This is a genomic window from Mycobacterium neumannii (assembly GCF_048452905.1).
GTDB classification, from domain to species: domain Bacteria; phylum Actinomycetota; class Actinomycetes; order Mycobacteriales; family Mycobacteriaceae; genus Mycobacterium; species Mycobacterium neumannii_B.
The window spans coordinates 712861-737859 of the sequence record NZ_JBCGVF010000001.1; the positions used below are offsets into that span (position 1 = coordinate 712861).

The 24999-nt window shown below is 67.0% G+C and carries 28 protein-coding genes and 1 pseudogene; 10 read left to right on the forward strand and 19 right to left on the reverse strand.

What is annotated here, in order from left to right; all coding sequences use genetic code 11:
* The 3 genes from AAHH99_RS03470 to fadD5 all read right to left on the reverse strand — a co-directional run bounded on the left by AAHH99_RS03470 (position 1) and on the right by fadD5 (position 3558).
* The gene (locus AAHH99_RS03470; protein ID WP_067080323.1) at positions 1-870 is read right to left on the reverse strand and encodes an MlaE family ABC transporter permease; all 870 of its coding nucleotides are present in this window, start codon (positions 868-870) and stop codon (positions 1-3) included.
* Between the two features lies 1 nt (position 871).
* Complete coding sequence (locus tag AAHH99_RS03475) at positions 872-1669, reverse strand: MlaE family ABC transporter permease (protein WP_067294127.1); 798 nt, start codon at positions 1667-1669, stop codon at positions 872-874.
* Positions 1670-1881: 212 nt separating this feature from the next.
* Positions 1882-3558, reverse strand: a complete 1677-nt coding sequence (fadD5, locus tag AAHH99_RS03480; protein ID WP_418767588.1) for a fatty-acid--CoA ligase FadD5 — start codon at positions 3556-3558, stop codon at positions 1882-1884.
* A gap of 136 nt (positions 3559-3694) precedes the next feature.
* On the opposite strand from fadD5, the gene AAHH99_RS03485 reads away from it, so the two are divergent.
* Together AAHH99_RS03485 and AAHH99_RS03490 are read left to right on the forward strand one after the other, a co-directional pair.
* Positions 3695-4387 carry a GntR family transcriptional regulator gene (locus AAHH99_RS03485; RefSeq protein ID WP_418767383.1) on the forward strand — a complete coding sequence of 231 codons (693 nt, stop codon included), beginning with the start codon at positions 3695-3697 and terminating at the stop codon, positions 4385-4387.
* A 279-nt stretch (positions 4388-4666) separates the two neighbouring features.
* A complete protein-coding gene (locus AAHH99_RS03490; protein ID WP_418767384.1) occupies positions 4667-5005 on the forward strand; it encodes a hypothetical protein in 339 nt (112 codons plus the stop codon).
* 10 nt (positions 5006-5015) lie between these two features.
* Here the strand turns inward: AAHH99_RS03490 and AAHH99_RS03495 are convergent, their stop codons facing one another.
* From AAHH99_RS03495 to AAHH99_RS03505, 3 genes are all read right to left on the reverse strand, one after another.
* On the reverse strand, positions 5016-5456 hold the full coding sequence (locus AAHH99_RS03495) for an SRPBCC family protein (protein WP_418767385.1): 441 nt from the start codon (positions 5454-5456) through the stop codon (positions 5016-5018).
* A gap of 16 nt (positions 5457-5472) precedes the next feature.
* Positions 5473-5910, reverse strand: a complete 438-nt coding sequence (locus AAHH99_RS03500) for an acyl-CoA thioesterase (protein WP_418767386.1) — start codon at positions 5908-5910, stop codon at positions 5473-5475.
* Between the two features lie 510 nt (positions 5911-6420).
* Positions 6421-6576 (reverse strand): hypothetical protein, encoded by a 156-nt coding sequence (locus tag AAHH99_RS03505; RefSeq protein ID WP_418767387.1) that lies wholly within the window; start codon positions 6574-6576, stop codon positions 6421-6423.
* Positions 6577-6668: 92 nt separating this feature from the next.
* Between AAHH99_RS03505 and AAHH99_RS03510 the strand changes: the two genes are divergently transcribed.
* Entirely contained in the window at positions 6669-7775 is a 1107-nt protein-coding gene (locus AAHH99_RS03510) for an alcohol dehydrogenase catalytic domain-containing protein (protein WP_418767388.1), read from the forward strand.
* Positions 7776-7778: 3 nt separating this feature from the next.
* Here the strand turns inward: AAHH99_RS03510 and AAHH99_RS03515 are convergent, their stop codons facing one another.
* Positions 7779-9575, reverse strand: a complete 1797-nt coding sequence (locus tag AAHH99_RS03515) for an acyl-CoA dehydrogenase (RefSeq protein WP_418767389.1) — start codon at positions 9573-9575, stop codon at positions 7779-7781.
* Positions 9572-10255, reverse strand: a complete 684-nt coding sequence (locus AAHH99_RS03520; protein WP_064418125.1) for a TetR/AcrR family transcriptional regulator — start codon at positions 10253-10255, stop codon at positions 9572-9574. Before AAHH99_RS03520 ends, AAHH99_RS03515 begins: the two co-directional genes overlap by 4 nt.
* Positions 10256-10390: 135 nt before the next feature.
* Between AAHH99_RS03520 and AAHH99_RS03525 the strand changes: the two are divergent.
* Positions 10391-10504 (forward strand): annotated as a pseudogene (locus AAHH99_RS03525) (CAP domain-containing protein); the annotation flags it as partial.
* On the opposite strand, the gene AAHH99_RS03530 reads toward AAHH99_RS03525, so the two are convergent.
* The 6 genes from AAHH99_RS03530 to AAHH99_RS03555 all read right to left on the reverse strand — a co-directional run bounded on the left by AAHH99_RS03530 (position 10501) and on the right by AAHH99_RS03555 (position 15571).
* Positions 10501-11022: a DUF2231 domain-containing protein gene (locus tag AAHH99_RS03530; RefSeq protein WP_418767390.1), complete on the reverse strand. Its 522-nt coding sequence runs from the start codon at positions 11020-11022 to the stop codon at positions 10501-10503. The pseudogene AAHH99_RS03525 and the gene AAHH99_RS03530 sit on opposite strands and share 4 nt — an antisense overlap.
* Before the next feature lie 49 nt (positions 11023-11071).
* A complete protein-coding gene (locus AAHH99_RS03535; protein ID WP_418767391.1) occupies positions 11072-11956 on the reverse strand; it encodes a potassium channel family protein in 885 nt (294 codons plus the stop codon).
* Positions 11957-12063: 107 nt separating this feature from the next.
* Positions 12064-12684, reverse strand: a complete 621-nt coding sequence (locus tag AAHH99_RS03540; protein WP_418767392.1) for a DUF3159 domain-containing protein — start codon at positions 12682-12684, stop codon at positions 12064-12066.
* 3 nt (positions 12685-12687) lie between these two features.
* Positions 12688-14121 (reverse strand): NAD(P)(+) transhydrogenase (Re/Si-specific) subunit beta, encoded by a 1434-nt coding sequence (locus AAHH99_RS03545; RefSeq protein ID WP_418767393.1) that lies wholly within the window; start codon positions 14119-14121, stop codon positions 12688-12690.
* A complete protein-coding gene (locus tag AAHH99_RS03550; protein ID WP_418767394.1) occupies positions 14118-14456 on the reverse strand; it encodes an NAD(P) transhydrogenase subunit alpha in 339 nt (112 codons plus the stop codon). The genes AAHH99_RS03545 and AAHH99_RS03550 overlap by 4 nt, the downstream gene beginning before the upstream one ends.
* Entirely contained in the window at positions 14456-15571 is a 1116-nt protein-coding gene (locus AAHH99_RS03555; RefSeq protein ID WP_418767395.1) for a Re/Si-specific NAD(P)(+) transhydrogenase subunit alpha, read from the reverse strand. The genes AAHH99_RS03550 and AAHH99_RS03555 overlap by 1 nt, the downstream gene beginning before the upstream one ends.
* A gap of 114 nt (positions 15572-15685) precedes the next feature.
* Here AAHH99_RS03555 and AAHH99_RS03560 point away from each other — a divergent pair, with 114 nt between their 5' ends.
* Entirely contained in the window at positions 15686-16582 is an 897-nt protein-coding gene (locus tag AAHH99_RS03560; protein WP_418767396.1) for a DUF4436 domain-containing protein, read from the forward strand.
* Between the two features lie 69 nt (positions 16583-16651).
* A complete protein-coding gene (locus tag AAHH99_RS03565; protein ID WP_418767397.1) occupies positions 16652-17791 on the forward strand; it encodes an acyl-CoA dehydrogenase family protein in 1140 nt (379 codons plus the stop codon).
* On the opposite strand, the gene AAHH99_RS03570 is transcribed toward AAHH99_RS03565, so the two are convergent.
* Both AAHH99_RS03570 and AAHH99_RS03575 read right to left on the reverse strand, forming a co-directional pair.
* Positions 17781-18947: a sensor histidine kinase gene (locus AAHH99_RS03570; RefSeq protein ID WP_418767398.1), complete on the reverse strand. Its 1167-nt coding sequence runs from the start codon at positions 18945-18947 to the stop codon at positions 17781-17783. The genes AAHH99_RS03565 and AAHH99_RS03570 overlap by 11 nt on opposite strands.
* 46 nt (positions 18948-18993) lie before the next feature.
* Entirely contained in the window at positions 18994-19647 is a 654-nt protein-coding gene (locus AAHH99_RS03575; RefSeq protein ID WP_418767399.1) for a response regulator, read from the reverse strand.
* A 175-nt stretch (positions 19648-19822) separates the two neighbouring features.
* Here AAHH99_RS03575 and AAHH99_RS03580 point away from each other — a divergent pair, with 175 nt between their 5' ends.
* Positions 19823-20065 carry a hypothetical protein gene (locus AAHH99_RS03580; RefSeq protein ID WP_418767400.1) on the forward strand — a complete coding sequence of 81 codons (243 nt, stop codon included), beginning with the start codon at positions 19823-19825 and terminating at the stop codon, positions 20063-20065.
* Between the two features lie 66 nt (positions 20066-20131).
* Here the strand turns inward: AAHH99_RS03580 and ahpD are convergent, their stop codons facing one another.
* Complete coding sequence (ahpD, locus tag AAHH99_RS03585; RefSeq protein ID WP_418767401.1) at positions 20132-20665, reverse strand: alkyl hydroperoxide reductase AhpD; 534 nt, start codon at positions 20663-20665, stop codon at positions 20132-20134.
* 2 nt (positions 20666-20667) lie between these two features.
* On the reverse strand, positions 20668-21255 hold the full coding sequence (locus AAHH99_RS03590; RefSeq protein WP_064394629.1) for a peroxiredoxin: 588 nt from the start codon (positions 21253-21255) through the stop codon (positions 20668-20670).
* A 217-nt stretch (positions 21256-21472) separates the two neighbouring features.
* On the opposite strand from AAHH99_RS03590, the gene AAHH99_RS03595 reads away from it, so the two are divergent.
* From AAHH99_RS03595 to AAHH99_RS03605, 3 genes are read left to right on the forward strand one after another with little or no spacing between them, the layout of a single operon-like run.
* Positions 21473-21727, forward strand: a complete 255-nt coding sequence (locus AAHH99_RS03595; protein WP_418767402.1) for a hypothetical protein — start codon at positions 21473-21475, stop codon at positions 21725-21727.
* A 35-nt stretch (positions 21728-21762) separates the two neighbouring features.
* On the forward strand, positions 21763-23016 hold the full coding sequence (locus tag AAHH99_RS03600; RefSeq protein WP_418767589.1) for an acyl-CoA dehydrogenase family protein: 1254 nt from the start codon (positions 21763-21765) through the stop codon (positions 23014-23016).
* Positions 23017-23820, forward strand: a complete 804-nt coding sequence (locus AAHH99_RS03605) for a tyrosine-protein phosphatase (RefSeq protein WP_418767403.1) — start codon at positions 23017-23019, stop codon at positions 23818-23820.
* Positions 23821-23827: 7 nt separating this feature from the next.
* On the opposite strand, the gene AAHH99_RS03610 is transcribed toward AAHH99_RS03605, so the two are convergent.
* A complete protein-coding gene (locus tag AAHH99_RS03610; protein ID WP_418767404.1) occupies positions 23828-24991 on the reverse strand; it encodes an LLM class flavin-dependent oxidoreductase in 1164 nt (387 codons plus the stop codon).
* Positions 24992-24999 lie beyond the last annotated feature (8 nt).

The window sequence follows — 24999 nt, forward strand, 5'->3', positions numbered from 1 at the left end:
CTACACCGTCAGGTTGAAGTTCGGGTCGACGCCGTAGAGCGCCAACGAGGCGAACAGGACCACACAGACGATCGCCACCAGCGATGCGCGCATCGAGCGACCGACGGCCTCGCCGACGCCGACCGGGCCGCCGCTGGCGAAGTAGCCGTAGTAGCAGTGGTTGAGCATCACGATGACCGAGATGATCACTGCCTGGATGAACGACCAGAAGACGTCGTCGGGACGCAGGAACGTTCGGAAGTAGTGCTCGTAGGTGCCGATCGACTGGCCGTAGAAGAACGTGGTGGTCACCTGTGCGGACAGGAAGCTCATGATGATCGCCATCGCGTACAGCGGGATGATCACGATGAAGCCCGCCATGATCCGGGTCGACACCAGGTACGAGATCGACTTGATGCCCATCACCTCGAGCGCGTCGATCTCCTCGCTGATGCGCATGGCGCCCAACTCGGCGGTGGCGCCCGCGCCGACGGTGGCGGCCAGCGCCTGACCCGCGACGACCGGCGCGGCGATGCGCACATTGATCAGCGCGGCGAAGAAGCCGGTGAACGCCTCGACACCGATGTTGCCGAGCGAGGCGAAGCCCTGGATCGCGACCAGCGACGAACCGGACAGTGTCACGAAGCCGACGATGGCGACCGTGCCGCCGATCACGGCCATCGCGCCCGTGCCCATGCCGATCTCGGCGATCAGGCGCAGCGTCTCCTTGCGGTAGTAGCGCAGTGCGTGGCCGATCGAACCGACCGCGGTGATGACGAACCACGCGACGTGCCCGACGCTGTCGAGGAACCGTGCGGGTGCGCTGGCCACACCTTTGGTGCGCTCGTACGCCCGCGGAAACCGAGAACGCAGGACCGTTGTCGTCGACACGTCAGCTCCCTGTTCCGAACCGGACACCGATCGTGGTCAGGACCACGTTGACCGCGAACAGCGCGATGACGCAGAGCACCAGGGTCTCGTTGACCGCGGTGCCGACGCCCTTCGCGCCGCCCGCGACGGTCAGGCCGCGGTAGCAGCCGACCAGGCCGGCGATCAGGCCGAACGTCATGGCTTTGATGATCGAGATGACGACCTCGGGCAGTCCGGTGATCAGGGTCAGCGTCGAGACGTACGCGCCCGCCGAGACGTTCTGCAGGTAGACGCCGAAGATGAAGCCGCCAACCAGGCCGACCGTGATCACCGCGCCGTTGAGCAGCAGCGCGACGAAGGTGGAGGCGACGACGCGAGGCACCACCAGGCGGTGGATCGGGTCGATGCCGAGGACCTCGAGCGCGTCGATCTCCTCGCGGATGGTGCGTGCTCCCAGGTCTGCGCAGATGGCGGTCGAGCCCGCCCCGGCGACCACGAGCACCGTGACCAATGGCCCGAGCTGCGTGACGGCGCCGATCGCCGCCCCCGCACCGGAGACGTCGGCGGCGCCGAACTCGGCCAGCAGGATGTTGAGCGTGAAGATCAGGAGCACGGTCAGCGGGATGGAGACCGCCAGCGTCGGCAGGAACGCCACCCGCATCAGAAACCAGCTCTGCAGAATGAACTCGCGCCACTGGAACGGCGGCCTGAGCAGTGCTTTACCGACGAGAACGCACATGCGCACGAAGCCGCCGACCGCTTCCAGGCCGGGTCTGACCTGATCGCGTACGTAACCGACAACGCCGGTCGACGCCGTCACCAGTGTGCTCCCGTGGCGCAACGGCGACTGTCGCGGTGCACCGGCAGCCCCTGTCGCACGACCCCTCCTTGCCCCGACCTGATTGTTGTTATCCCCGTCTCGCTACCGGTCGGTAGTAAGACAGACCACAGGAATGTACCCGATGCGATTCCCGCCGTGCAGGGCATCGGCCGGATTGTGCCTGTAACCGTTAGCAAACCCGATTCCGTTCTCTAATTCGGCTGTGGCGCAGCAGAAACCGTACCTTCGGAGCTGCTTTCAGCGGCGTCAACCGGCTTCGCGGCCCCAAACCGTGCGCGGAGTTCGGTTTTCAGGACTTTGCCGGCGGGGTTGCGCGGCAACGCATCAACGACCTCGACGGCCTTCGGGTGCTTGTACCGGGCGAGGCGCTCGTCGAGGAACGTGTCGAGCTCGCGCAGGTCGAGATCGGCCTGGCCGACCGCGCCGAGGGCGACGACCGCAACGGGGACCTCGCCCCATTTCTGGTCCGGACGCCCGATGACGGCGACCTCCGCGATCGCCGGGTGGGCGGCGAGCGCGTTCTCCACCTCGGCGCAGTAGATGTTCTCTCCACCGGAGATGATCATGTCCTTCTTGCGGTCGACCACCCAGACATAGCCCTCCTCGTCCTGGCGGACGAGATCGCCGGAGTGGAACCAGCCGCCGGCAAACGCTTCCGCGGTGGCCTGCGGGTTGTTCCAGTAGCCCGCCATGAGAGTCGGTGCGCGGTAGACGATCTCGCCGACCTGACCGATCGGAACGTCGTTCATGTCCTCGTCGACGACACGCGCCGCGACGGTGGGGATCACCTTGCCGACCGACCCGAGTTTGCGGATCGCGTCCTCACCCAACAGCATGCAGGTCACCGGCGACATCTCCGTCTGGCCGAAGGCGGCCAGGATCTGGGTGCCGGGGAAGGTCTCGGACATCTGGCGCAGCAGGGTGTCCGACGCCGGCGCGGCGCCCCAGGACAGCACCCGCAGCCGCAGTTGACGAGGCCGTGCCTGCTGTGCGGCGCACACCGCCTGCCACTGTGCGGGCACCAGGAAGATCCCGGTCACCTGCTCGGCCTCGAGGACGTCGAGCAACTCATCCGGATTGAAGGCGCCCAACGGATAGATGACAGTCGGCCGGCCCAGCAGGAGGCCGGGGATCATGTTGCCGATGCCCGCGATGTGGAACAGCGGCACGCCGATGAACCCGACGTCGTTGTTGATGTCGGCGCCGTTGGTGAACAGAAACGTCAGCGCCTGGCCGGCGATGTTGGTGTGGGTGAGCACCGCACCCTTGGGCCGGCCCGTGGTGCCGGATGTGTACATGATCAGCGCCGGGGAGTCGTTGGGGATGTCGACGACCGTCGCCGGCTCACCGGACTCGGCGATCAGGTCGTCGTAGCCGATAACGTCGTTCTCGGTGGCGCCGCCGGCGACGACGACGGTGGTCAGGGTCGTCGAAACCTCGGGGAGGTCGCGCACCGCGGTGGCGACGTTGGCCAACACCGCCTCGGTGATGACGACCTTGGCCTGGCAGTCACTGACCAGGAACCCGATCTCCGGCGGGGTCATGCGGAAGTTGACCGGTACCGCTACCGCGCCGAGCTTGTTGACCGCGAGGAACGCTTCGACGTACTCGGTGCGGTTGAGCATCAGGATCAGCACCCGGTCACCGAAGCTCACCCCGCGGCGGCTCAATGCGCCGGCCAGCGCGTTGACCCGCTCGTCGAGCTCACGCCAGGTCGTGGTCTTGCCGAGGTGGCGCAGCGCGGTGGCGTCCGGCTGCATCAACGAGTGGCGGGCCAGCTGGTTCGTCCAGTTCTGCCGACGGGCGAGATACGGCTGTGTGGTGGGGTCGGGGTCCGGCGGTGGGGAACTCAACTGCTGCTGCTCCATCGGGATCTCGGGGTTGCGCGCGTTTGACATTTGATCAAACATGGTGTTGCCCCGGTCACACTATGGCCTCGGCCGCTCGGGTACAAGCCCTCGTCATTCCCTCGTCGTTGATGGCCAGATCGAACCGGAGAACACAGTGAACGCACCGACCGCACGGCTTCCGAAGCCGCGGCGGGGGGTACGGCGTGAACAACTGTCCGACGAAGTCGCGGCGCGTCTGCGCGCCGACATCATGACCGGCGTGCTGCGCCCAGGCACCTTCATCAGGCTTGACGAGACCGCCGCCGCGCTCGGGGTGAGCATCACCCCGGTGCGCGAGGCGCTACGCACCCTGCGCGGCGAAGGCATGGTTGCGCTCGAACCGCACCGCGGCCACGTTGTTGTGCCGCTCTCGCGGGCCGACGTCGAGGACATCTTCTGGCTGCAGGCGACGATTGCGCGGGAGCTGGCTGCCACGGCCGCAGGGCGCATCACCACCGACGAGATCGACGAGTTGGACCGGCTCAACGACGAGTTGGAGATCGCCGTCTCGCGCCACGACGTCGAGGAGATCGCCGCCGCGGAGTTCGTGTTCCACCGTGCGTTCAACCGGTCGACCGGCCGGATCAAGCTGGCCTGGTTCCTTCTCCACGTCGCGCGCTATCTGCCCGGGCAGATCTACGCGGGCGACCCGCAGTGGGGGGTTTCGGCGGTGGCGACCCACCGACAACTCATCGCTGCGCTGCGCCGAAGCGACGCCGACACCGTCGTCGCGTTGACGGCCGGCGAGTTCACCGACGGCGCCCAGCGGCTGATCGCGCGCCTCGACGAGACGGGGTTATGGAGCTGAGGCTCCCGGCCCGGCACGCGGTTTATCCGTCCGCGGAAACGACTGCGGCCCGTCGCGCGAATTTCTCATCCGCAGGACGAGAGCTGCCGACCACTTCGATTAGTGCCCGGCTATCAGCGAATTATTCGCTGGCAGCGAATTTTTCGCTGCAAGGCGGGCACGTTCGCCAATGGTCGGCAGTCGATATGCCCTCGGGATGGCGAGACACCTGGGGACCGACTGAGGATGATGCGACGCGGCGGGCCGGAACTGTCGGTCGCTCGCGGCACAGTCGTGGCCATGGCCAGCAAGCGGCACATCTACGGCGTCGAACTGCGGTACGTGCTGACGTTCCATCTGTCCCAGCACGGCCCCACGACGATTCCCGACCTGATCGACGCACTCGACTACTACAACTTCGCCCTACCCGGACCGGCCCCCAAGTGGGTCTCCGACGCCTTGCGCTGGGAGATGGCACACGGCCGGGTCCGGCGGCTGCGGCGCGGACTTTACGGCCCGGGCGACACCCCGCGTTCGACCGCAGACCGGATTCGCAAGCGGGTGCTCGACCTGCGGGCCGAAGCCGACATGCTCGTGGGCCGCGACTTCGAGAAGTGGCTGGATGCGCTGCCCGATTGACGAACCGGCCCTACTTGGAGGCCAGCTGTTCGGCGCGAGCCTTGAGGTTGTCGGCCAGGTAGTCCAGCGTGTCCCCGATCGCCTTCTTCACCATCTGTTTCGGGATGGGCAGCTTGGTCTCGACGTCGAGGTCGACGGTCAGCAGCGAGGTCGGGCCCATCGGAACCACCGAGAACTTCTGCTCCTGCTTCTCAAAGTGATCGCCCTGCTGCAGCACCGTGAAGATCTGGTTCTCGCCCGGGTAGTAGACCGCAGTGATGAAGGTGCCCGACTGTCCCTGCACCACGACGTCGAGGCGCAACTGGCTGGGCCGGCCGTCGTCGTACCGGGCCAGCACCCAGCACCCTTTGATCTCTTCGTTCCACTGGGGGTAGGCCTCGAAGTCGGCGACGATCCCCATGATCGCCTCGGCGGAGGCCGCCACCTCGACGGTTTTACTCACGAGCGGCATCCGACGAGCATATCGACTACTCCACGCGCGCCTTTTCCAGCAGCTCGCGGATCGACGCCGGGATCGGCACCGGCCGCCGACCGTTTCGGTCCACATAGACGTGCACCCAGTGCCCCACCGCCGCGGTGGGCCCGTCGTGCTGCCAGAGCCCCAACCGGTAGGTGACGCTGCTGGTGCCTAGCCGGGTGACCGCCACGCCGACCGTCAGCGGTTCCGGGAACCGAAGCTCGGCCAGGTACCGGCACCCCGATTCGGCCACCACACCCAGCCAGGGCACGGTCAGCGGGTCGATACCGAGGCTGGTGTTGATCCAGCCGTTGATCGCCGAGTCGAACAGCGCGTAGTACACCGCATTGTTGAGGTGGCCGAACATGTCGTTGTCGGCCCACCTGGTGGTCACCGGCCAGTGCACGGGGAAGTCCGCGCTGGGGTGTGCCTGCTGGCTACCGGTCATGGCAGCAGTCTCGCAGTCAAGGCAGTCAGGTGCGTGTCGCCTCCCATGACGAGCGGGTGGACGATCGCCGGCATGCCGCGCCAGACGACGTTTCGGGCCGAGACCGTGAAACCGCTGGCGCGCAGACGCCCGACGGTGTCGCGGTTGCAGCGGCAGCCACCGGCGAAGTGGCGCCACCGTGCCACGGGAAGTGCGCGTCGCCTTTCAGGGAAATGAAAGTGGCGCCCGGATTCGCGGCCGCGACCTCGCGCCCGAGCCAGTACGGCACGGCACGGTCGTCGCGGCGATGCACCACCAGCGTTGGCGCACGGACGCGCGCAAGACAGGCACGAACATCTGCTTGTATCGCAGCCAATATCGCGTCACCGACGCCCGACGCCGTGAGTTCCGTTCCGTCCGGATAGGACCCATACAGCACCAACCGCTCGACACGCTCGGAGAATGCCGCGCCAAATGCAACTGCCGTGCAACTCCCCGATGAGCCGCCGATGAGCGAAATGCGTTCAAGCCCTAGCTCGTCGACGAGCGAGCGACGTTCTGCCAGTCGAGATCGAGGTGGCTGACCCACCACGCCGGAGCGATCAGCGGCGGGCCGCAGCCCCGCACCTCGTACGCGATGCTTCGTCCGTCCACGCGCAGAAACCGAATCTCGGACTTTTCCAGCACGTCAGCAGCGTAATGCGGACCCGCTCGTCGGATTGTCTTGTCAGCACGCAACTGGATTGTCGGCTCAGCAGAGGTGACGGCAAGCTGTAGAGATGAGAATTCGCGGCGCCGTACTCGAACAAATCGGCCTGCCGAGGCCGTACACGGAGTCGAAACCCCTGACGGTCGGCGACCTCGACCTCACCTCGCCCGGCCCCGGCGAACTGCTTGTGCGGGTGGAGGCCGCGGGTCTGTGTCACTCGGACCTGTCGGTGGTCGATGGCAACCGCGTGCGGCCCGTGCCCATGCTTCTCGGCCACGAGGCGGCCGGGATCGTCGAGGAGATCGGCGCCGGCGGGTCCGACCTGGAAGTCGGCGCCCGCGTGGTGATGACCTTCCTGCCTCGCTGCGGTGAGTGTCCGGCGTGCGCGACGGACGGTCTCACGCCCTGCGAGCCGGGTTCGGCGGCCAACGGGGCGGGCACGCTGATGACCGGTGAGCGCCGGTTGTCGCGGGACGGCGAGCCGGTCCACCACCATCTCGGCGTCTCGGGTTTCGCCACCCACGCGGTCGTCGACCGCCGTTCGGTCGTGCCGGTGCCCGACGACGTGCCCGCGGCGGTGGCGTCGCTCCTCGGCTGCGCGGTGCTGACCGGGGGCGGTGCGGTGATCAACGCCGGCCGACCGCGAGCGGGTGACACCGTGGCCGTCGTCGGCCTCGGCGGTGTCGGGATGGCCGCGGTGCTCACCGCACTGGCTGCCGACGACGTCCGCGCGGTGGGCATCGACCAGCTGCCCGACAAACTCGAGCGGGTCCGCGGCCTCGGAGTGCACGACGCGTACACCCCCGAGGAAGCTCGAGACAGCGGGTTCAAAGCCGCCGTGGTGATCGAGGCCGTCGGTCATCCGAGTGCCCTGGAGACCGCGGTGGAGCTCACCGCCGCAGGGGGCCGCACGGTGACGGTCGGCCTGCCTCCGCCCGATGCACGGGTATCGTTGTCGCCGTTGGGTTTTGTCGCCGAGGGGCGCTCGCTGATCGGCAGCTACCTCGGTTCGGCGGTGCCTTCGCGCGAGATCCCCCACTTCGTCGGTCTGTGGCGTGCGGGACGGTTGCCGGTCGAGTCGCTGGTGTCGTCGACGATCACGCTCGACGAAATCAATTCCGGCATGGACGAACTGGCTGACGGCCGGGCCGTGCGTCAGGTCATCCGCTTCGAGTAGGCGTCAGAACCAGCTGTCGCGCATGTCCAGCGTGGTGCGGTCCAGGCTGGCGAGCAGGTCGAGTTGCGGTGCGGTCTTGGGCAGTTCGTACCGGAAGAAGTAGCGGGCGGCTTGGCGCTTGCCGTCATAGAAGCCCCCGTTGCGACCGTGCGCGGCGATCTCCTGCTGCAGCCACATCCAGGCGACGGCGATGTGCCCGAACGCCTCGAGGTAGATCACGCTGTTGGCCATCGCGGCCTCGACGTCACCGGAGCCGAACATCTCGGCGGTGACCGCGGAGAGGCGCCGCCATGCGGCGTCCAACAGACTTGCGTGTTCGGCGATCTGACCGCCGAGTGGACCGGCCTCTGTCACCGTCGCGCCGATGGCCGCACCCAGCGCCGACAGCCCGGCACCACCGCGCGCAGGGACCTTGCGGCCCAACAGATCCAAGCTCTGAATGCCGTGTGTCCCTTCGTGGATCGGGTTGAGCCGGTTGTCCCGGTAGTGCTGCTCGACGTCGTATTCGCGGGTGTAGCCGTATCCGCCGTGCACCTGGATCGCCAGGCTGTTGGCCTCCAGACACCACTGCGACGGCCAGCTCTTGCCGACCGGTGTCAGCATCTCGAGCAGCAACATGGTGCTGTCGCGCTCTTCGTCGGAGGCCGCGCTGTGCTGCAGGTCGACGAGCTTGGCGCAGTACAGCAGCAACGCCAGCCCACCTTCGGCGTAAGCCTTCTGCGCCAGGAGCATTCGCTTGACGTCGGCGTGCTCGATGATCGGCACCTGCGGCGACGACGGATCCTTGTCGCTGACCGGGCGCCCCTGTGGGCGCTCGCGGGCGTAATGAACCGACTTGAGATAGCCGGTGTAACCGAGCGCCACTGCACCCATCCCGACGCCGAGGCGCGCCTCGTTCATCATCGTGAACATGTAGGCGATCCCGCGGTGCGGCTCACCGACGAGGTATCCGACCGCGCCGGGTTTCCCGAAGGGTGTGTACGCGCCCTCACCGAGGTTCAGCACCGTGTTCGTGATGCCCCGCTGGCCCATCTTGTGGTTGAGCCCGGCCAGCACGACGTCGTTGCGTTCACCGGTCGCACCGTCCGCGCCGGGCAGGTACTTGGGCACGATGAACAACGAGATGCCCTTGGTTCCCGGTGGGCCGCCGGGGATCTTGGCGAGCACCAGGTTGACGATGTTGTCGGTCAGTTCGTGTTCGGCGCCCGAGATCCACATCTTCGATCCGAACAGCCGGTGGGTGCCGTCGTCGGCCGGTTCGGCGCGCGTGACGATGTCGGCCAGCGACGAACCCGCCTGGGTCTCCGACAACGCCATGGTGCCCGAGAACCGCCCGGCCAGCATCGGTTTGACGAACTCCTCGACCTGCTCGTCGGTGCCGAAGCGGGCCAGCAGGTTGGCGTTGGCCATCGTCAACATCAGATAGCCCGTCGTACTCAGGTTGGCCGCCGAGAACCAGGCGAACGCGGCCTGCGCCACCGTCGCGGGCAGCTGCGCGCCTCCGAGACGGTGCTCCATCGACATCGCGATGAGGTCGGCCTCAGCGAACGCATCCCAGGCCTCCTTGACCTCGGGTATGACAGTCACCTTCTCGCCGTCGAAGGTGGGCTCGTTGGCGTCGCTCTTCTTGTTGTGCGGCGCGAAGAACCGGGTAGCCAATTGCTCGCACAAGTCGAGCACCGCGTCGAAGGTCTCGCGCGAGTGTTCGGCGAACCGCTCGCGCTCGGTCAACTCCTCGATGGACAGCCACTCGTAGAGCAGGAATTCGAGGTCACGGCGGGACAACAGAAGCGATTTCACGGTGCGGTCGCGATGTCCGGTTCGCCCGGGAGCGCGTCGACCTCGATGCCCAACGGCGACTCCGTCCGCACCGACTCGTCGCGGATCAGGCCGCGCAACAGCGCCGTGCTGAACTCAACCGCGATCTCCTGTGCGGTGCGCCTGCCGTGGGGCCGCAGCCAGCGGTAGGCGCCCAGTGTCATGCCGATGTAGCCGAGCGCGAGGACGTGCGAATCGCAGTCGTAGAACTCGCCGCTGGCGATGCCGCGATCGATGACATCGCGCACGTGTTCGTAGACCTGCGTCTCCTTCTCCCGGATGTAGGCCACCTGGTCTTCGGTGAACCACTCGCCGATGTACGGGCCCTCCTGGAAGTAGACGGCGGCGCGTTCGATGTCGCTGGCGATGCCGACAAGCAGCCGCCGGGTGAAGTGGTAGATCGTCTCGCGGGCCGACGCCGACGGGTCGTCGTGCAGCGCGTCGACGGTGAAGTCGGCGGCACCCTTATAGATGTCGTAGAGGATCAGCGACTTGCTGGCGTAGTAGTGGTAGACGGTCGCCTTGTTCAGGCCGACCGCATCGGCGACGTCGTCCATCCGGGTGCCGTGGTAGCCGCGCGCGGCGAAGAGCTTGGTCGCGACGGCCAACAACTCGTCGCGACGGGTCCTCCCGTTCGGGGTGGCGGCGTCCACAGAGGGCATGGCGACTCACTATATGCAGGCCGGAACGTCGTCCGGGTGTCAATCAACTGGTTGGAAGTGTAGGTGTTGGGGGTGTCGCCGCCCGCACGGCGGGTCTAGACTTCCCTCATAACCGGCCCGTACTCGAGAGGTGACCCCATGGATCCGAATCCGGACTATGACGCGAGCGACGAGCTGGAGTACGGCGTGAACTGGTTCGCGTGGATTCTTCGCGGGGTCTACCCGCCGCCGGCTTATCCGCCGGTTTAACCCGTCAACTGCCAGCGGTGCACACCCGCGCCCTGGGCGTAGGACAGATGTCCGCCGAGCGCGCCGCCCACTGAGACCGCGGTCAACCCGAGCACGCTGAACGTGCGCGCCGCGCCCACCTTGCCGCGCTTGTACTTTCGATAGGCCACCCAGAACGACACTGCCGCGACCGTGTTGCCCGCCGCGTGCAAAAGCCCGACCCGCCTCTGCCGCTTCCCCAGCGTGGGGAACTCCGCCAGCCCCGCCAGCACGGCGGGCGGCGTGGCGGCCAACCCGATCGCGATGAGCTGCCGTGCGGCGGCGCGGTCCTTGAACACCAAGTCCAGCACCATCGATGACATCCACGCGCCGATCGGCAGGGTGATCATCAGCGGATGTGTGGGGTGACCCAGCCACGAGCCGCGCAGCCCCCGTGCCAACGCGCCGTCACCGAGGATGCGGTCCACCGCGTCGGCGGCGCGCTCCGCCGTCGGGTCGAGAGAACCGGCCGTTTCTGGGATCTGGAGGAGCGCATGCATGTCCATACCGCCCGGTTACCCGACCGGTGGATGTCAAACCGCCTCGGTGTCACGCCGCCGCCTGGCCTCCGTACCCGTGCTCGTCCGCATAGGCCTCGATGACTGCCCTGGTGTCGCCGCCCAGATGCAGGAACTCCTCGTCGAGAAGCTCCGCGAGGTTGTCCACGGCGGCGCACAGCATCGCCCCGGCCATTCGTGTCTTCGGGTCCGCGCTGGCGCTGGCTTCGGCGCCGAGGGTGGCGGCGTAGTCGAGCGAAGCGGCCAGCGCCGCATCGGCTTCCAGGTCTCGGAAATAGTAGGTTGCCCCGTACTGAGTCAAGTCGTTGCGTGCGCCCACGAGACCGCCGCTGAGGGAGCTCAGCACCTCGGTCGGAACTTCGTCGATACCCTGGCCGGCCTGGCTACGTCGCGCCTGACGCAGGCTGGAGAGCTGTAAGGCCAGCACCCGGCGTCGGTGCAGCGCGGGATAGATCTGCAGCACCCACGAGACTGCGGCGGTGATGAGCATGAAACCGAACAACGCCTGCAGCGGTACCACTATCCGCAGCCACGGCGAGGTCGGCAGGATGTCGCCGAAGCCGAGGGTCGCGACGGTGACCAGCGACAGGTACACCGAGTCCAGCAGCCCGCCTCTGGTCGCGGCGGCGATGTCCGAGCTGAATTCGAATCCGTGCGGCATCTGGGAGAAGTAGATCAATGCCCACCCCACGAGGGCGCCGAGAGCCCAGATGGCGATGACGGCCACCATGCCCAGTGGGCCGGTCAGCGTGGTGACGCGCAGTCGAGCGGGCAGGGGCCGCAGCACCCGCCACACCGCCCTCATCACCAGCGGAGAGATGCTGCCGCGGCCGATCGGATGGAATAGGGTGTGAAACACGTCCCGAACGACGGCGAGCACCAGCGCGAACCCCACGATCGCGAGCGCCCAGTCCATGATCTCCTTCAGGTTCCCGCTCCGACGCGTCTCATGTCGGGTCGTGAACGGTTCGGTCGGGGCTTCCCGGCCCGCCGCCACCCCAAACGGCTTCCGGCGACGCCCCGCTAGGCCGCGTGCGGCAGGGCACGCACCGCGGTTCGGATCGCGAGGTAGACGGCCGTCGAGGTGAGCAGGAAGATGGGCCAGCCCATCGCGACACGGGCCGCTGCGAGCAGTCCAGCCTGGTCGGTGTCGTATAGGTGGTACTGGACCAGGAATCGTACCCAGGACGCCGTCGCCATCACCGCGGTTGCGAAGTCGAAGGCCAGGCGCACCCTCGGGACACGTCGCCAGGTGCCGTCGCGACCGCTGATCCACGCCCAGACCACACCCACCAGCGGGCGACGGACCACCACTGAGGTCGTGAACCCGATCGCGAGCGCCAGATACATCGCGATGCCCGGCAGGTAGAAGTCCTTGGCTTGTCCGGTGATCAGCGCCAGCACACCGCACACCGCCACGCCCGCGAATCCGACCAGCGCCGGTCGCATCGATCCACGCCGCACCACCTGCCACACCAGGAAAACCGCGGCCACCCCGATGGCGGCCGCAATGGCCGCCTGCAGGCCGAGCACCGCGTTAGTCCCGGCGAAGACCGCCACCGGCAGCACCGATTGGAGCAGCCCGCGGACGCCGCCCGCACGCGCCAGAAGTATGTCGACGGGTGGACGGCGATCGGCGGGCACGGTTTACAACGCCTTGAGTTCCTCGATGACCGAGGTCACGGACTTCTTGGCGTCACCGAACAGCATCGAGGTCTGGTCGAGGAAGAACAGCGGATTCTCGATGCCCGCGTAGCCCGCGTTCATCGACCGCTTGAGCACGATCACCGACCGCGACTCGTCGACGTTGAGGATCGGCATGCCGTGAATCGGGCTCGACGGGTCGTTACGCGCGGCCGGATTGGTGACGTCGTTGGCGCCGATGACCAAAGTGACGTCGGTGCGGCCGAATTCGCCGTTCACGTCGTCCATCTCCTTCATCGAGTCATACTCGACGTCGGCCTCGGCCAGCAGTACGTTCATGTGCCCCGGCATGCGCCCCGCGACGGGATGGATGGCGTACTTCACCTCGACGCCTTTGCTTTCCAACAGGTCGGCCATCTCTTTGACGGTGTGCTGGGCCTGCGCGACGGCCAGCCCGTAACCGGGGACGACGATCACCTGGTTGGCGTAGGCCATCTGGATCGCGGCGTCCGCGGCCGAGGTCGCCTTGACCGTGCCCTGGTCGCCCCCTGGCCCAGCCACCGCCTCGGCGCCGCCGCCGAAGGAGCCGAACACGATCGCCGGGATCGACCGGTTCATCGCCACGGCCATCAGGTTGGTCAGGATCGAACCCGATGCGCCGACGATCATGCCCGCGACGATCATCGCGGTGTTGTCCAGCGCCAGACCCGCTGCGGCCGCGGACAATCCGGTCAGCGCGTTGAGCAACGAGATAACGACCGGCATGTCGGCGCCGCCGATCGGGAACACCACGAACAGGCCCATCAGCCCGGCGAACACCAGGACCAACGCGATCGTCCACCCGGGACTACCCGTGCCGGCGTTGATCCCGATGTAGATCGCGGCGGCGGTCGCACCGAGCAGCAGCAGCACGTTGGCCGCCTGGAACACCTTCGCGGAGGCGACAAGTCGCTTCTCAACGTTTTTGGGGATCGACTCCTGCAGTTTGAGGAACGCCACCAGCGAACCCCAGAACGACACCGACCCGATGATCGCAGCGAGCAGTGACCCCGCCACCAGCGCCACCGTCGGATGCTGGTCGGGCGTGAAATGCGCGAAGCCGTCGGTCTCGATGAACTCCGCCCACGCGATCAACGCGACCGTGCCACCGCCGACGCCGTTGAACAGCGCCACCAACTGCGGCATCGCGGTCATCTTGGTCTTCTTGGCCGGTGGTACACCGAGAATCACGCCAAGCGCCAATCCGGCGACGATCAGGACCCAGTTGATCGGCGCGGTGTCGCGCACCTTGATCAGTGTGGCGATCACGGCGATGGCCATACCGGTGGCGGCGATCCAGTTGCCCCGCACCGCGGTCTTGGGTCCGGTCAGCCCGGACAGGCCGAGGATGAACAGCGAGAACGCGACGATATAGAGGACGGTGACGAGATAGTTCACTTGTCAGCCGCCTCAACAGCTTTGGTCTCGGTGTTCTGGGCGGGCCTTCGCCCTTTGAACATTCCCAGCATCCGGTCGGTGACCAGGAAGCCGCCGATCACGTTGAGCGTGCCGAAGATCAGCGCCACGAACGCGATCGTCCGCACACCCCATGGCGCGTCTGCGGGCAGATCGCCCAGCACGATCAGCGCACCGAGCACCACGATGCCGTGAATGGCGTTGGTGCCCGACATCAGCGGTGTGTGCAAAGTGTTGGGCACCTTGGAGATCACGGCGAACCCGACGAACCCGGCGAGCACCAGGATCGCGAGGTTGGCCAGCAGATTGTCGTACATCAGTTTTCTCCCCGGGTGACGCAGGAGGCCGCCACCACCTCGTCATCGAAATCGGGCATGAGCTTGCCATCGCTGATCAGTAGCTCCAGCAGCGAGGTCAGGTTCTTCGAATACAGCTCGCTGGCGTGTTCGGGCATGGTGGCCGGAAGGTTCAGCGGTGAGGCGATCGTGACGCCGTGGCGGACGACGGTCTGCCCCGGCTCGGTGAGCTCGCAGTTGCCACCCGTCTCGCCGGCGAGGTCGACGACCACGCTGCCCGGTTTCATCCCCTCGACCGCGGCGGCGGTCACCAGTCGGGGCGCCGGCCTGCCGGGCACCAGCGCGGTCGTGATCACGACGTCGAAGCCGGTGATCGCCTGCTCCAGTTCCTTCTGCTGCTGCGCGCGTTCCTCTTCGGACAGCTCGCGGGCGTAGCCGCCCTCCCCGGCCGCCTCGATGCCCAGCTCGAGCCACTGCGCGCCGACCGAGCGGACCTGATCGGCCACCTCGGGGCGCACGTCGTATCCGGTGGTGCGCGCGCCGAGCCGCTTGGCGGTGGCCAGCGCCTGCAGCCCCGCCACACCGACGCCGAGCACCAGCACCGAGGCCGGTTTCACGGTGCCTGCGGCCGTGGTGAGCATCGGAAAGAACCGCGTCGACTCCGAAGCCGCCAGCACCACGGCCTTATAGCCCGCGACATTGGCCTGCGACGACAGCGCGTCCATCACCTGGGCGCGCGAGATGCGCGGGATCGCCTCGACGGCGAAGGCCTGCACACCCGCGGCCTTCAGGGCGGCGATCTGGTTGTCGTCGTTGCGTGGGGCGAGAAAGCCGATCAGCGTCTGCCCGCTCGTGAGCTTGGCGACCTCTTCGGCGGTCGGCGGCGCGACCTTGAGCACGACGTCGGCGGTCCATGCGTCGCCGACCGTCGCGCCCACCGCGGTGTAGAGGTCGTCGGGTAGAAGGGCCCGCTCGCCCGCGCCGGATTCCACGACGACGGCGACACCACTCTTCACCAGCGACGCGACGGCCTTCGGCACCAACGCGACGCGGCGCTCGTCGGCTTCTGATTCGCGTACCACCCCAACCGTCGGGGCCGCCCCGGCGGCGACATCAGCATGCGTCTGCTCTGTCATGACGGAACACCTTAACCGCTACCGCTGGTCACATCTAAATCGGTACGGCCAGTCGCGGATTTCCATCGGCACGGCGCACCGGAAACGGCGTCCGCGCGAACTAGCATCCCGAAGGTGCCGGAAGCGTCGTCGCCGAAGTCCCGTAATCGCCGACGCGCACGGCTGGCCGACATCGCCACGGTGCTGATCATCCTGGTCGTCTACATCACGTCGCTGGTCGGTTATCACTATCTCTCCGGCGAGCCCGTCTCCTTGGGTCCTCCTGACCTCGGAGACAGCGGGGACAACATCGTCCAGGTCACCCTGTCGGAACTGCACACGGTCGCCAACCAGATCGACGTGAAAGTCGTCGTCTTCCCGTCCGACAACCACATGAACGACGACCTCAATGTGGTCAACACCGATATCGCGGTGCGGCTGTTCATCAACGAGATCAACATCGACATCGAAGACCTGCAGACGCCGAAGGGCCAGTTGCCTGCCCAGATCAGCGCCACGCTGTCCGCGAAGGGCGACCCGGACAAGTGGCCATTCGACTCGTACACGGTCGGCGCGCTGGGAGCCGACATCATCGTCGGAAGCGGTGACGACCGCACGTTCGAGCCCGCTCGGGTGGTGGTGACCGGCGGACTCGACGGGTGGGACGTCACCAGCACGCGAAGCGGGCCGGCCACCCAGTCGGCTGACGACGGCGACTACGAGACGGTGACGTTGAAGCGCGCGAAGGGACCGCTCGCCTTCGATGTGGGCCTGTGCCTGGTGTTGATCACCCTGCCCGCGCTGGCCCTTTTCGTGTCGATCGAGATGCTGCGCGGACGGCGCAACTTCCTCCCGCCATTCGGCACGTGGTACGCCGCGTCGCTGTTCGCGATCATCCCCATCCGCAACTTCATGCCCGGTGCGCCGCCGCCGGGCGCGTGGATCGACCAGATCCTGGTCCTGTGGGTGCTGCTCGCGTTGACCGGGGCCATGGTGCTGTACTTCGCGGCCTGGTGGCGACGCAGCGACTGACGGCGCGGTAGCCGCCGTCTGGGCCCACCTATGGTTGTCTCGACCAGTACAACCACGGGAGGCCATCGAATGGCTGTCGACCGGCTGCTGCCCACCTCGGACGCCGAAGATTTGATCGCGCTGACCCGCGACATCGCCGACAAGGTGCTCGAACCGATCGTCGACGACCACGAGAAGACCGAACGCTATCCCGAAGGCGTGATGGCGCAACTGGGTGCGGCCGGACTGCTGAGCCTGCCCCAACCCGAGGAGTGGGGTGGTGGCGGCCAACCCTACGAGGTGTACCTCCAGGTGCTCGAGGAGTTGGCGGTCCGGTGGGCGGCCGTCGCGGTGGCGGTCAGCGTGCACAGCCTGTCGTCGCATCCCCTGCTGATGTTCGGCTCCGAAGAGCAGAAGCGTCGCTGGCTGCCCGGCATGTTGTCGGGTGAGCAGATCGGCGCCTACAGCCTTTCAGAGCCGCAGGCCGGTTCGGACGCCGCGGCACTGCGCTGCGCGGCTGCCAAGACGGGGGACGGGTACGTCCTCAACGGCTCCAAGTCATGGATCACCCACGGCGGACGTGCCGATTTCTACACGTTGTTCGCGCGGACGGGCGAGGGGTCGAAGGGCATCTCGTGCTTCCTGGTCCCCGGTGACCTGCCCGGGCTGAGCTTCGGGAAGCCCGAGGAGAAGATGGGCCTGCACGCGATCCCGACCACGTCGGCGTTCTACTCCGATGCCCACATCGACGCGGACCGGCTGATCGGCGCGGAGGGCCAAGGCCTGCAGATCGCCTTCTCTGCACTGGATTCCGGGCGGTTGGGCATCGCCGCGGTCGGCACCGGGCTGGCCCAGGCCGCGCTCGACGAGGCCGTCGCCTACGCCAACGAGCGAACGACGTTCGGGCGCAAGATCATCGACCATCAGGGCCTCGGCTTCCTGGTGGCCGACATGGCTGCCGCGGTCGCCAGTGCGCGGGCTACCTACCTGGATGCGGCACGTCGACGCGATCAAGGCCGGCCGTACTCACAGCAGGCCAGCGTCGCCAAGCTGATCGCCACCGACGCCGCGATGAAGGTGACCACCGACGCGGTGCAGGTGTTCGGCGGTGCCGGTTACACTCGCGACTACCGCGTCGAGCGGTACATGCGGGAAGCGAAGATCACCCAGATCTTCGAGGGCACCAACCAGATTCAGCGCCTCGTCATCGCCCGCGGCCTCACGTCCTGATCTCAGCCGGTTTACCGAGCGGCGGTTCCGGCGGCGAGGTGACCGTGACCTGTGTGCCGTGGCCTTCTTCCGAACTCACCTTTAGCGACCCGCCCATGGCGTCGAACCGGGCCAGCAGCGAGCCCAGGCCGATATGCCCGTCAGCGACGTACCGTTCGACGCTGGCCGGGTCGAACCCCTTGCCGTCATCGGAAACCGTCAGCACCACCCGGTCCCCTTGGCGCGACAGTCCCACCCGCACCGTCGTCGCGTCGGCGTGCTTGTAGATGTTGGCCAGGAGTTCTCGGGCCGCCCGGTAGAGCAACTGCTGCGATTCGGGCTTGCCGACGTCGTCGAGCTCCGCATCGATCTCATAGTGAGCCCGAGACTCAAACTGTCGCAACAGCTCTCGTAACGCCGGCGTGAGACCCAGTTGGGCCAGCACCTGAGGGTGCAGTTGGGTCACCGTGGAGCGCAGCGCCGCGGCGGTCTGCTGTAACGCGTCGCGAACCACCTCCAGCGCGGGATCGTCGTTGTTCTCCTGAAGTTCGTCGAGGTCGAGACGCGCCGCGAGCAGCGTCTGCAGCGGTCCGTCGTGCAGATTTTCGGCGACCTCTCGGTTGTGGCGTTCGTCGGCCTGCATCGCCTCGGAAACCAGTTGACGCCGCACCGCCTGCAGCTTCGCCACCCGGGCCTGGCGACGGACCAGCACGACGCACAGTGCGGTCATCGCCACCGCGCCCCACAGCAGGAAGCCGAATTGGGTGTAGACGACATCCGGCAGCCCGACCGAGTCGTCGCGTTTCGAGTACACCACCCACGCCGCGAGATAGGCCGTCGCCGTGCCGATTCCGAGCAGCGCGGTCAGCATCGGCCGGTCCTGGAACGCTACCGCGATGGGCAGCAGGAAGAAGACGGGGAGCAGCGCGGCGGTGGCGCCACCCGATACCAGGCACAGCACCAGGATCATCAGGACGTCGACGCCCGTCGACACCCAGCCTCCCCACCAGGGCACCGGGCCGCGCAGCACCGCGACAAGCCACAACATGGCCGCGACCGCCCATATCCCGAGCACCACCGCGTACAGCCCCGGCAGCCAGTGGTCGACCTCCCAGATCACCACCAGCGCCCCGATCAGCGCGAGCAGCGGCAGCCGCAGCACCGCGGAAACACGCACTGGCTCCGCAGCGAAGAAGCTCGCGATCCGGTCCACCACGGCGGCGTCAGTCCAGCAGCTTGCGGCGCATCGCCTCGGCGACGGCAGCGCCGCGGTCGTTGACCCCGAGCTTCTCGTAGAGCCGCTGCACGTGGGTCTTCACCGTCGATGGCGCCAGGAACAGCTGCTTGGCCATCGCCGGGATGCTGGTCCCAGACGCGATCAGCCGGAGCACCTCGCGTTCCCTCGGGCTCAGCGTCGGACCGTTGGGTTCAGAGCGCTTGCGGATCTCACCGGCCAGACCGGCGGCCAGGCTCGGTGCGACGACATCTCGGCCCTTGGCGCAATCGAGCACCGCGTTGACGAGCTCCGCCCGAGTGGATTCCTTGGGCAGGAATCCCGCTGCGCCGTTCTGCAGGGCCTGGTAGACGATCGCGGACTCGTCGTGCGCCGAGATGAGCAGGACCCGCGTGGGCAGATCGTCCCGCACGACCGCGGCCGCCACCTCGGCCCCGTCCATGCCGGGCATCCGATAGTCCAGCAGCGCCACCTGGGGGCTATGCGAGCGGATCGCTTCGAGCGCTGCCGGCCCGTCGTCGGCCTCGGCGACCACCTCGATCTGCCCGCTGGACATCAGCGCTCGGACCACCCCGTCGCGAAACATCGGATGGTCGTCACCCACCACCACCCGGACCTTGTCACCGGTCGTGCCGCTCGCCACGGTGTCAGCTTGGCATAGCGGGACGTCCGCTTCCCCTATTTGGGGGACACGAGATTCATCCCGATCGCCCGCCGGTCGCCCGACATACAGCGCGATTGTGTTGCAGCACTCTTGAGTCATCGCCGGAACAACCCGGTGGTCAAAACAGAAAACCAAGGATCAAAGGAGATTCGCAATGACCACCAACAGCAATCGCCGCATCACCCGTTTCGTCGCGCTGCCGGTCCTCGGGGCCGGAATCCTCGCCGGGGCACTCGGTTTCGCCGGAGCCGCCAGCGCGGGTACCTACTCCCCCGACAACACGCCGCGGCCGGGCATCGTCGCGACGCCCAGTGTCCACGCTCCGTCGGTTCAGAGCGGAACGCACGGCCACCGCATCGACCACATCCACGTCGAGGAGCCGGGCTACCACCGTTGAGGCGAGACACCAGAGCGGGGGCACCGAGATTCGGTGCCCCCGCTTCCATGTGTTCGATGTGTTCGATCAGACCGAGGTCAGCACCTCGGCGGTCTGCAGCGCCTGGCCCACACCGGAGACGATCGAGGCCAACCGGATCGCCTCGAAGATGACCGTGCGTGACACGTCAGCGTCGCGCAGGGTCTTCTCGTGCGCTGCGACGCAATAGCCGCATCCGTTCGTCGCCGACACCGCCAGCGACCACAGCTCGAAATCCTCTTTGGCGACACCGGGATTGCCGATGATGTTCATCCGCAGCCCGGCCCGCAGGTCGTCATAGGCGCCGTCGAGCTGGCCCTTGGTGCGGTAGAAGACGTTGTTCATCCCCATGATTGCGGCCGCGCCCAGAGCGGCGTTGTAGGCCTCCTGGCTGAGGATGTCCAGAGCGTCCTCGGCGATCTCACGCAGCAGTCGCTCGTTCTTGGTCGCCGCGGCGGTCGCCACAAGGGCGCCCCACAACTGCTCCTCGGACAGCTCGGTCGTCTTGACGATGCTGCCGAAGTTCAGCTTCAGGTCCTTGGCGTACTCCGGAAGCGCTTCCTTGATGTTGTCGATGCTCATGGTTACACCGCCTCTGCCAGCAGCTCGGCCGGCTTGATCGTGGGATCACCCTTCTTCCAGTTGCAGGCGCACAGCTCGTCGGACTGCAGCGCGTCGAGCACGCGCAGCACCTCGTCGACGTTGCGGCCCACGGACCCGGCCGTCACCGACACGAATTGGATCTCGTTGTTCGGGTCGATGATGAACGTCGCCCGGTCGGCCACGCCGTCGGCATTGAGCACACCGGTCGCCAGCGACAACTCGCGCTTGAGGTCCGAAGCCATCGGGAACGGCAGCTTCTTGAGGTCCTCGTGCTGGGCGCGCCACTGGAAGTGGACGAACTCGTTGTCGACGGACACGCCGATGACCTTCGCGTCGCGGTCCTCGAAGTCGTCGTTGAGCTTGCCGAACGTGGCGATCTCCGTCGGGCACACGAAGGTGAAGTCCTTCGGCCAGAAGAAGACGATCCGCCACTTGCCCTCGTGATCCTCGCTGGTCACGCGGGTGAAATAGTCGTCGGGCTGCTTGGCATCGACCTCAGAGAGGTCACCGCCGACCACCGCCGCCATGTCGTACCTGGGGAACTGGTCACCGATTGTCAACAATGCCATTCGCGAGCACCATCCTTATCGCTTAGTTTGGAGTCAGTCCAGATTACGTGTTCGATACTGGGCCTTTCTCGGTGCGAAGGCAAGCTAAACGAACGTGATTGTGGCCACACCGGCGCTCTGAAATGGGTTCGCTATCAGCGTATTTCGGGGTCCAGCGGGCCGGGGGCATCGGCGGCCGCGCGAACCGTCGCGCGAGCGGCGTTGCTACGGTCGATGAATGTCGAACATCTCCGAGAACGACCGCATCGAGGACGTCACGCCCGGCGACATCGTCCTCGTCGACCGCGGCGCCGCACCCGTCCCGTGCAAGGTGGTGCACAAGGACGTCAAAGACGGCACGGCCGTCATCACCTACGAGCTCGACGACGGTACGACGTTCCAGCTCGAATACGCCGCGGGCACCCGGGTGACCCGCAGCCTGGAGGCCAAGTGGGAGTCCGGGCAAAGCCCGACGCAGCACAAACCCCTCTGAGGAGGTGACATATCGTGGCGGGCATGGACTTCGCGATGTCGGCCAAGGCCCAGGACTACCACCAGCGCCTGTGCGAATTCATGACGGAATTCGTCTTCCCCGCCGAGACCGAGTACCACCGCTACCGCGAAGAGGCCGGTCCCAAGGACCACACCGTCCCGCCGATCGTCGAGGACCTCAAGAAGCTCGCCAAGGAACGCGGGCTGTGGAACCTGTTCCTGCCCGCCGAGTCGGGTCTTAGCAACCTCGAGTACGCGCAGCTGGCCGAGCTGACCGGTTGGAGCATGGAGATCGCGCCCGAGGTCACCAACTGCGCGGCCCCCGACACCGGCAACATGGAGACGCTGCACTTGTTCGCCAACGAGCAGCAGCGCAAGCAATGGCTCGAACCGCTGCTGGCCGGCGAGATCCGCAGCGCCTTCGCGATGACCGAACCCGCGGTCGCTTCCAGCGACGCCCGCAACATCGAGACCACGATGCTGCGCGACGGGGACGACTACGTCATCAACGGTCGCAAGTGGTGGATCACCGGCGCGGCCGATCCGCGCTGCAAGATCATGATCGTGATGGGCCGGACGAATCCGGATGCGGCCAGCCACCAGCAGCAGTCGATGATCCTCGTGCCCACCGACACCCCGGGTGTCGACATCCAGCGTTCGCTTCCGGTGTTCGGCTACCAGGACCAGCACGGGCATTGCGAGATCGTCTTCGACAACGCCCGAGTGCCGGCCGAGAACCTGCTCCACGAAGAGGGCAGCGGGTTCGCGATTGCCCAGGCCCGCCTCGGTCCCGGCCGTATCCACCACTGCATGCGCGCGATCGGCGCCGCCGAGCGGGCCCTCGCGCTGATGATCGACCGCGTGCAGAAGCGCGTGGCGTTCGGTAAGCCGCTGTCCGAGCAGGGTGTGGTGCGCGAGTCGATCGCCAAGTCGCGCAACCAGATCGACCAGGCCCGCCTGTTGTGCCACAAAGCGGCGTGGACCATCGACGAGCAGGGCAACAAGAGCAAGGACGCGCAGGTGCTGGTCGCCCAGATCAAGGCGGTCGCCCCGCAGATGGCGTGCGACGTCATCGACCGCGCCATCCAGGTGCACGGCGGCATGGGCATCTGCGACGACGTGCCCCTGGCGCGGCTGTACGCCTGGCACCGCGCGATGCGGCTGTTCGACGGGCCGGACGAGGTGCACATGCGGACTATCGCCCGCGCCGAACTCGGCAGGGAGAAAAGCGCTTTCGCGTCGGCGGCGAGCCGCCAATCGGGCCCCGCGGCGACCGGAGGAGCCGGATAGGTGGTGGGCAACCCCGACGCCCTGTCAGGGGCGTGGAACTTCCGCGACATCTCCGAGGAGACCGGTATCAGACCCGGGCAGTTCTTCCGGTCCAGTGAGCTGAGCGGTCTGGACGAGGTGGGCCGCGAGCTGTTGCGCCGGTTGAACATCAGCGATGTCGCCGACCTGCGCTCGGATCGTGAGGTCGAGCGGCGCGGTCCCGGGCGGGTGCCCGACGGCGTCGCGATACACCGGCTGCCGTTTCACGAGCTGGCCAAGCCGGGCGCGGAGGCCCCGCATGAGCAGAGCTTCCAGCGCATGATGACCGAAAAACCCGACGACGAAGACGTGGCGGTGGCTGCGGGCCGGTTCATGACCGAGGAGTACCAGAAGTTCCCGACGCTGCCCGGTGCACATCTGGCCGTGCGCCAGGTCATTTCGATGCTCGCCGGGCAGCGCCCGGTCATCGCGCACTGCTTCGCCGGTAAGGACCGCACGGGCTTCACGGTCGCCACGGTGCTCGAGGCGGTCGGTGTGCAGCGCGATGCCATCCTGGCGGACTTCCTACGCAGCAACGAGGCCGTGCCGCAACTGCGCGAGAGCATCCTCGAGTCGATCCGCAACCGGTCAGAGGACACCACCGACGAGATCGTCACCTTCGCCGAGGCGCGGCTCACCGAGGAGGTGCTCGGCGTGCGCGAGGACTACCTCGAAACCGCGCGCCGTTCGATCGTCGAGAACTACGGCTCGGTGCGGGGCTACCTGGAGGCCGCGGGCGTCACCGACGACGAGGTCGTGCGGCTGCGCACCGTCCTGCTCGGCTGAAATCAGGTCAGGCCCCGCCTTTTTCGGCCTCGTACTTCTGCGTCATGTGCTCGATCGCGGACAGCTGAGTCTGGGCCAGGTTCTCGCGTACATCGCGGGCGCGCGCCGCGGCTTCGAGCGTCGGCTGGGCCTGACCCTGGAAGTGCGGTATGACCTCGGCGGCGAACAGTTCCGCGCTGCGCTTGGTGGCGGCGGGATTGGCCCACTCGTGCCCCATTTGGAGCATGCACCCGAAGCCGCCTGACTGATCCCACAGCCGCTGCACCTGGGCCCGCGCCCGTTCGGGTGTGCCGATCACTCCGGCGCCTGCGTTGTTGATGATGTCGATCATGTCGTCGATACGGTCCCCGGGAATCGTCATCTGTGGGAATGCGGCGACCTTCTGGAAGTAGTTGAACCACGGCTCGATACCGAAGCGGACGTCAGCGCGTGCCTGTTCGTCGGTTTCGGCGATGTGCATGGGGCACACCAACGACCAGTTGCGGCGGTCGACCGTGGTGCCGAACGCGGCCGCACGCTCCTCGGCGATCCCCCAGTGATGCGCGAGCGCATCGAAGCCCTCGACGACGAGCGTCGCACCGATCGACAGCAGACCGATCCCGTGCTTGCCTGCCAGCCGCGCACCGGTCGGCGAGGCCACCGCGGCGACACTGAGCGGGATACCGTCCTCCGCATAGGGCGCCAGTTGCAGCCTGGCGTCGTGGAGTTCATGGGTGGCGGTCTTGGCCGAGACCGTTTCGCCCTTGAGCAACCGCACGACGATGTCGAGGTTGGTCTCCAGCAGTTCACGGGTGTCGGTGGGCGTCAGGCCGATCATCGCCGAGTCGGTGGGCAGCGAGCCGGGCCCCATGCCACCGATGATGCGGCCGTGGGTGAGGTGGTCGAGCAGCATCAGTCGGTCGGCCGCCCACAGCGGGTTGTGGTACGCCAGCGAGATGACGCCGGTGCCGAACCGGATCCGTTTGGCGCGCTGCGCGGCGGCCGCGATGAACACCTCGGGTGAGCTGATGATCTCGCTTCCCGCCGAATGGTGTTCGCCGATCCACGCTTCGTCGAAGCCCACCGCGTCGAGGTGCTCGATGAGCTCCAGATCGCGCTGCAGCGCGAGCGTCGGGTTGGTGCCGGCGCGGTGAAACGGTGCGATGAAGTATCCGAAACGCAGCTTGGCCATGCCTGCAA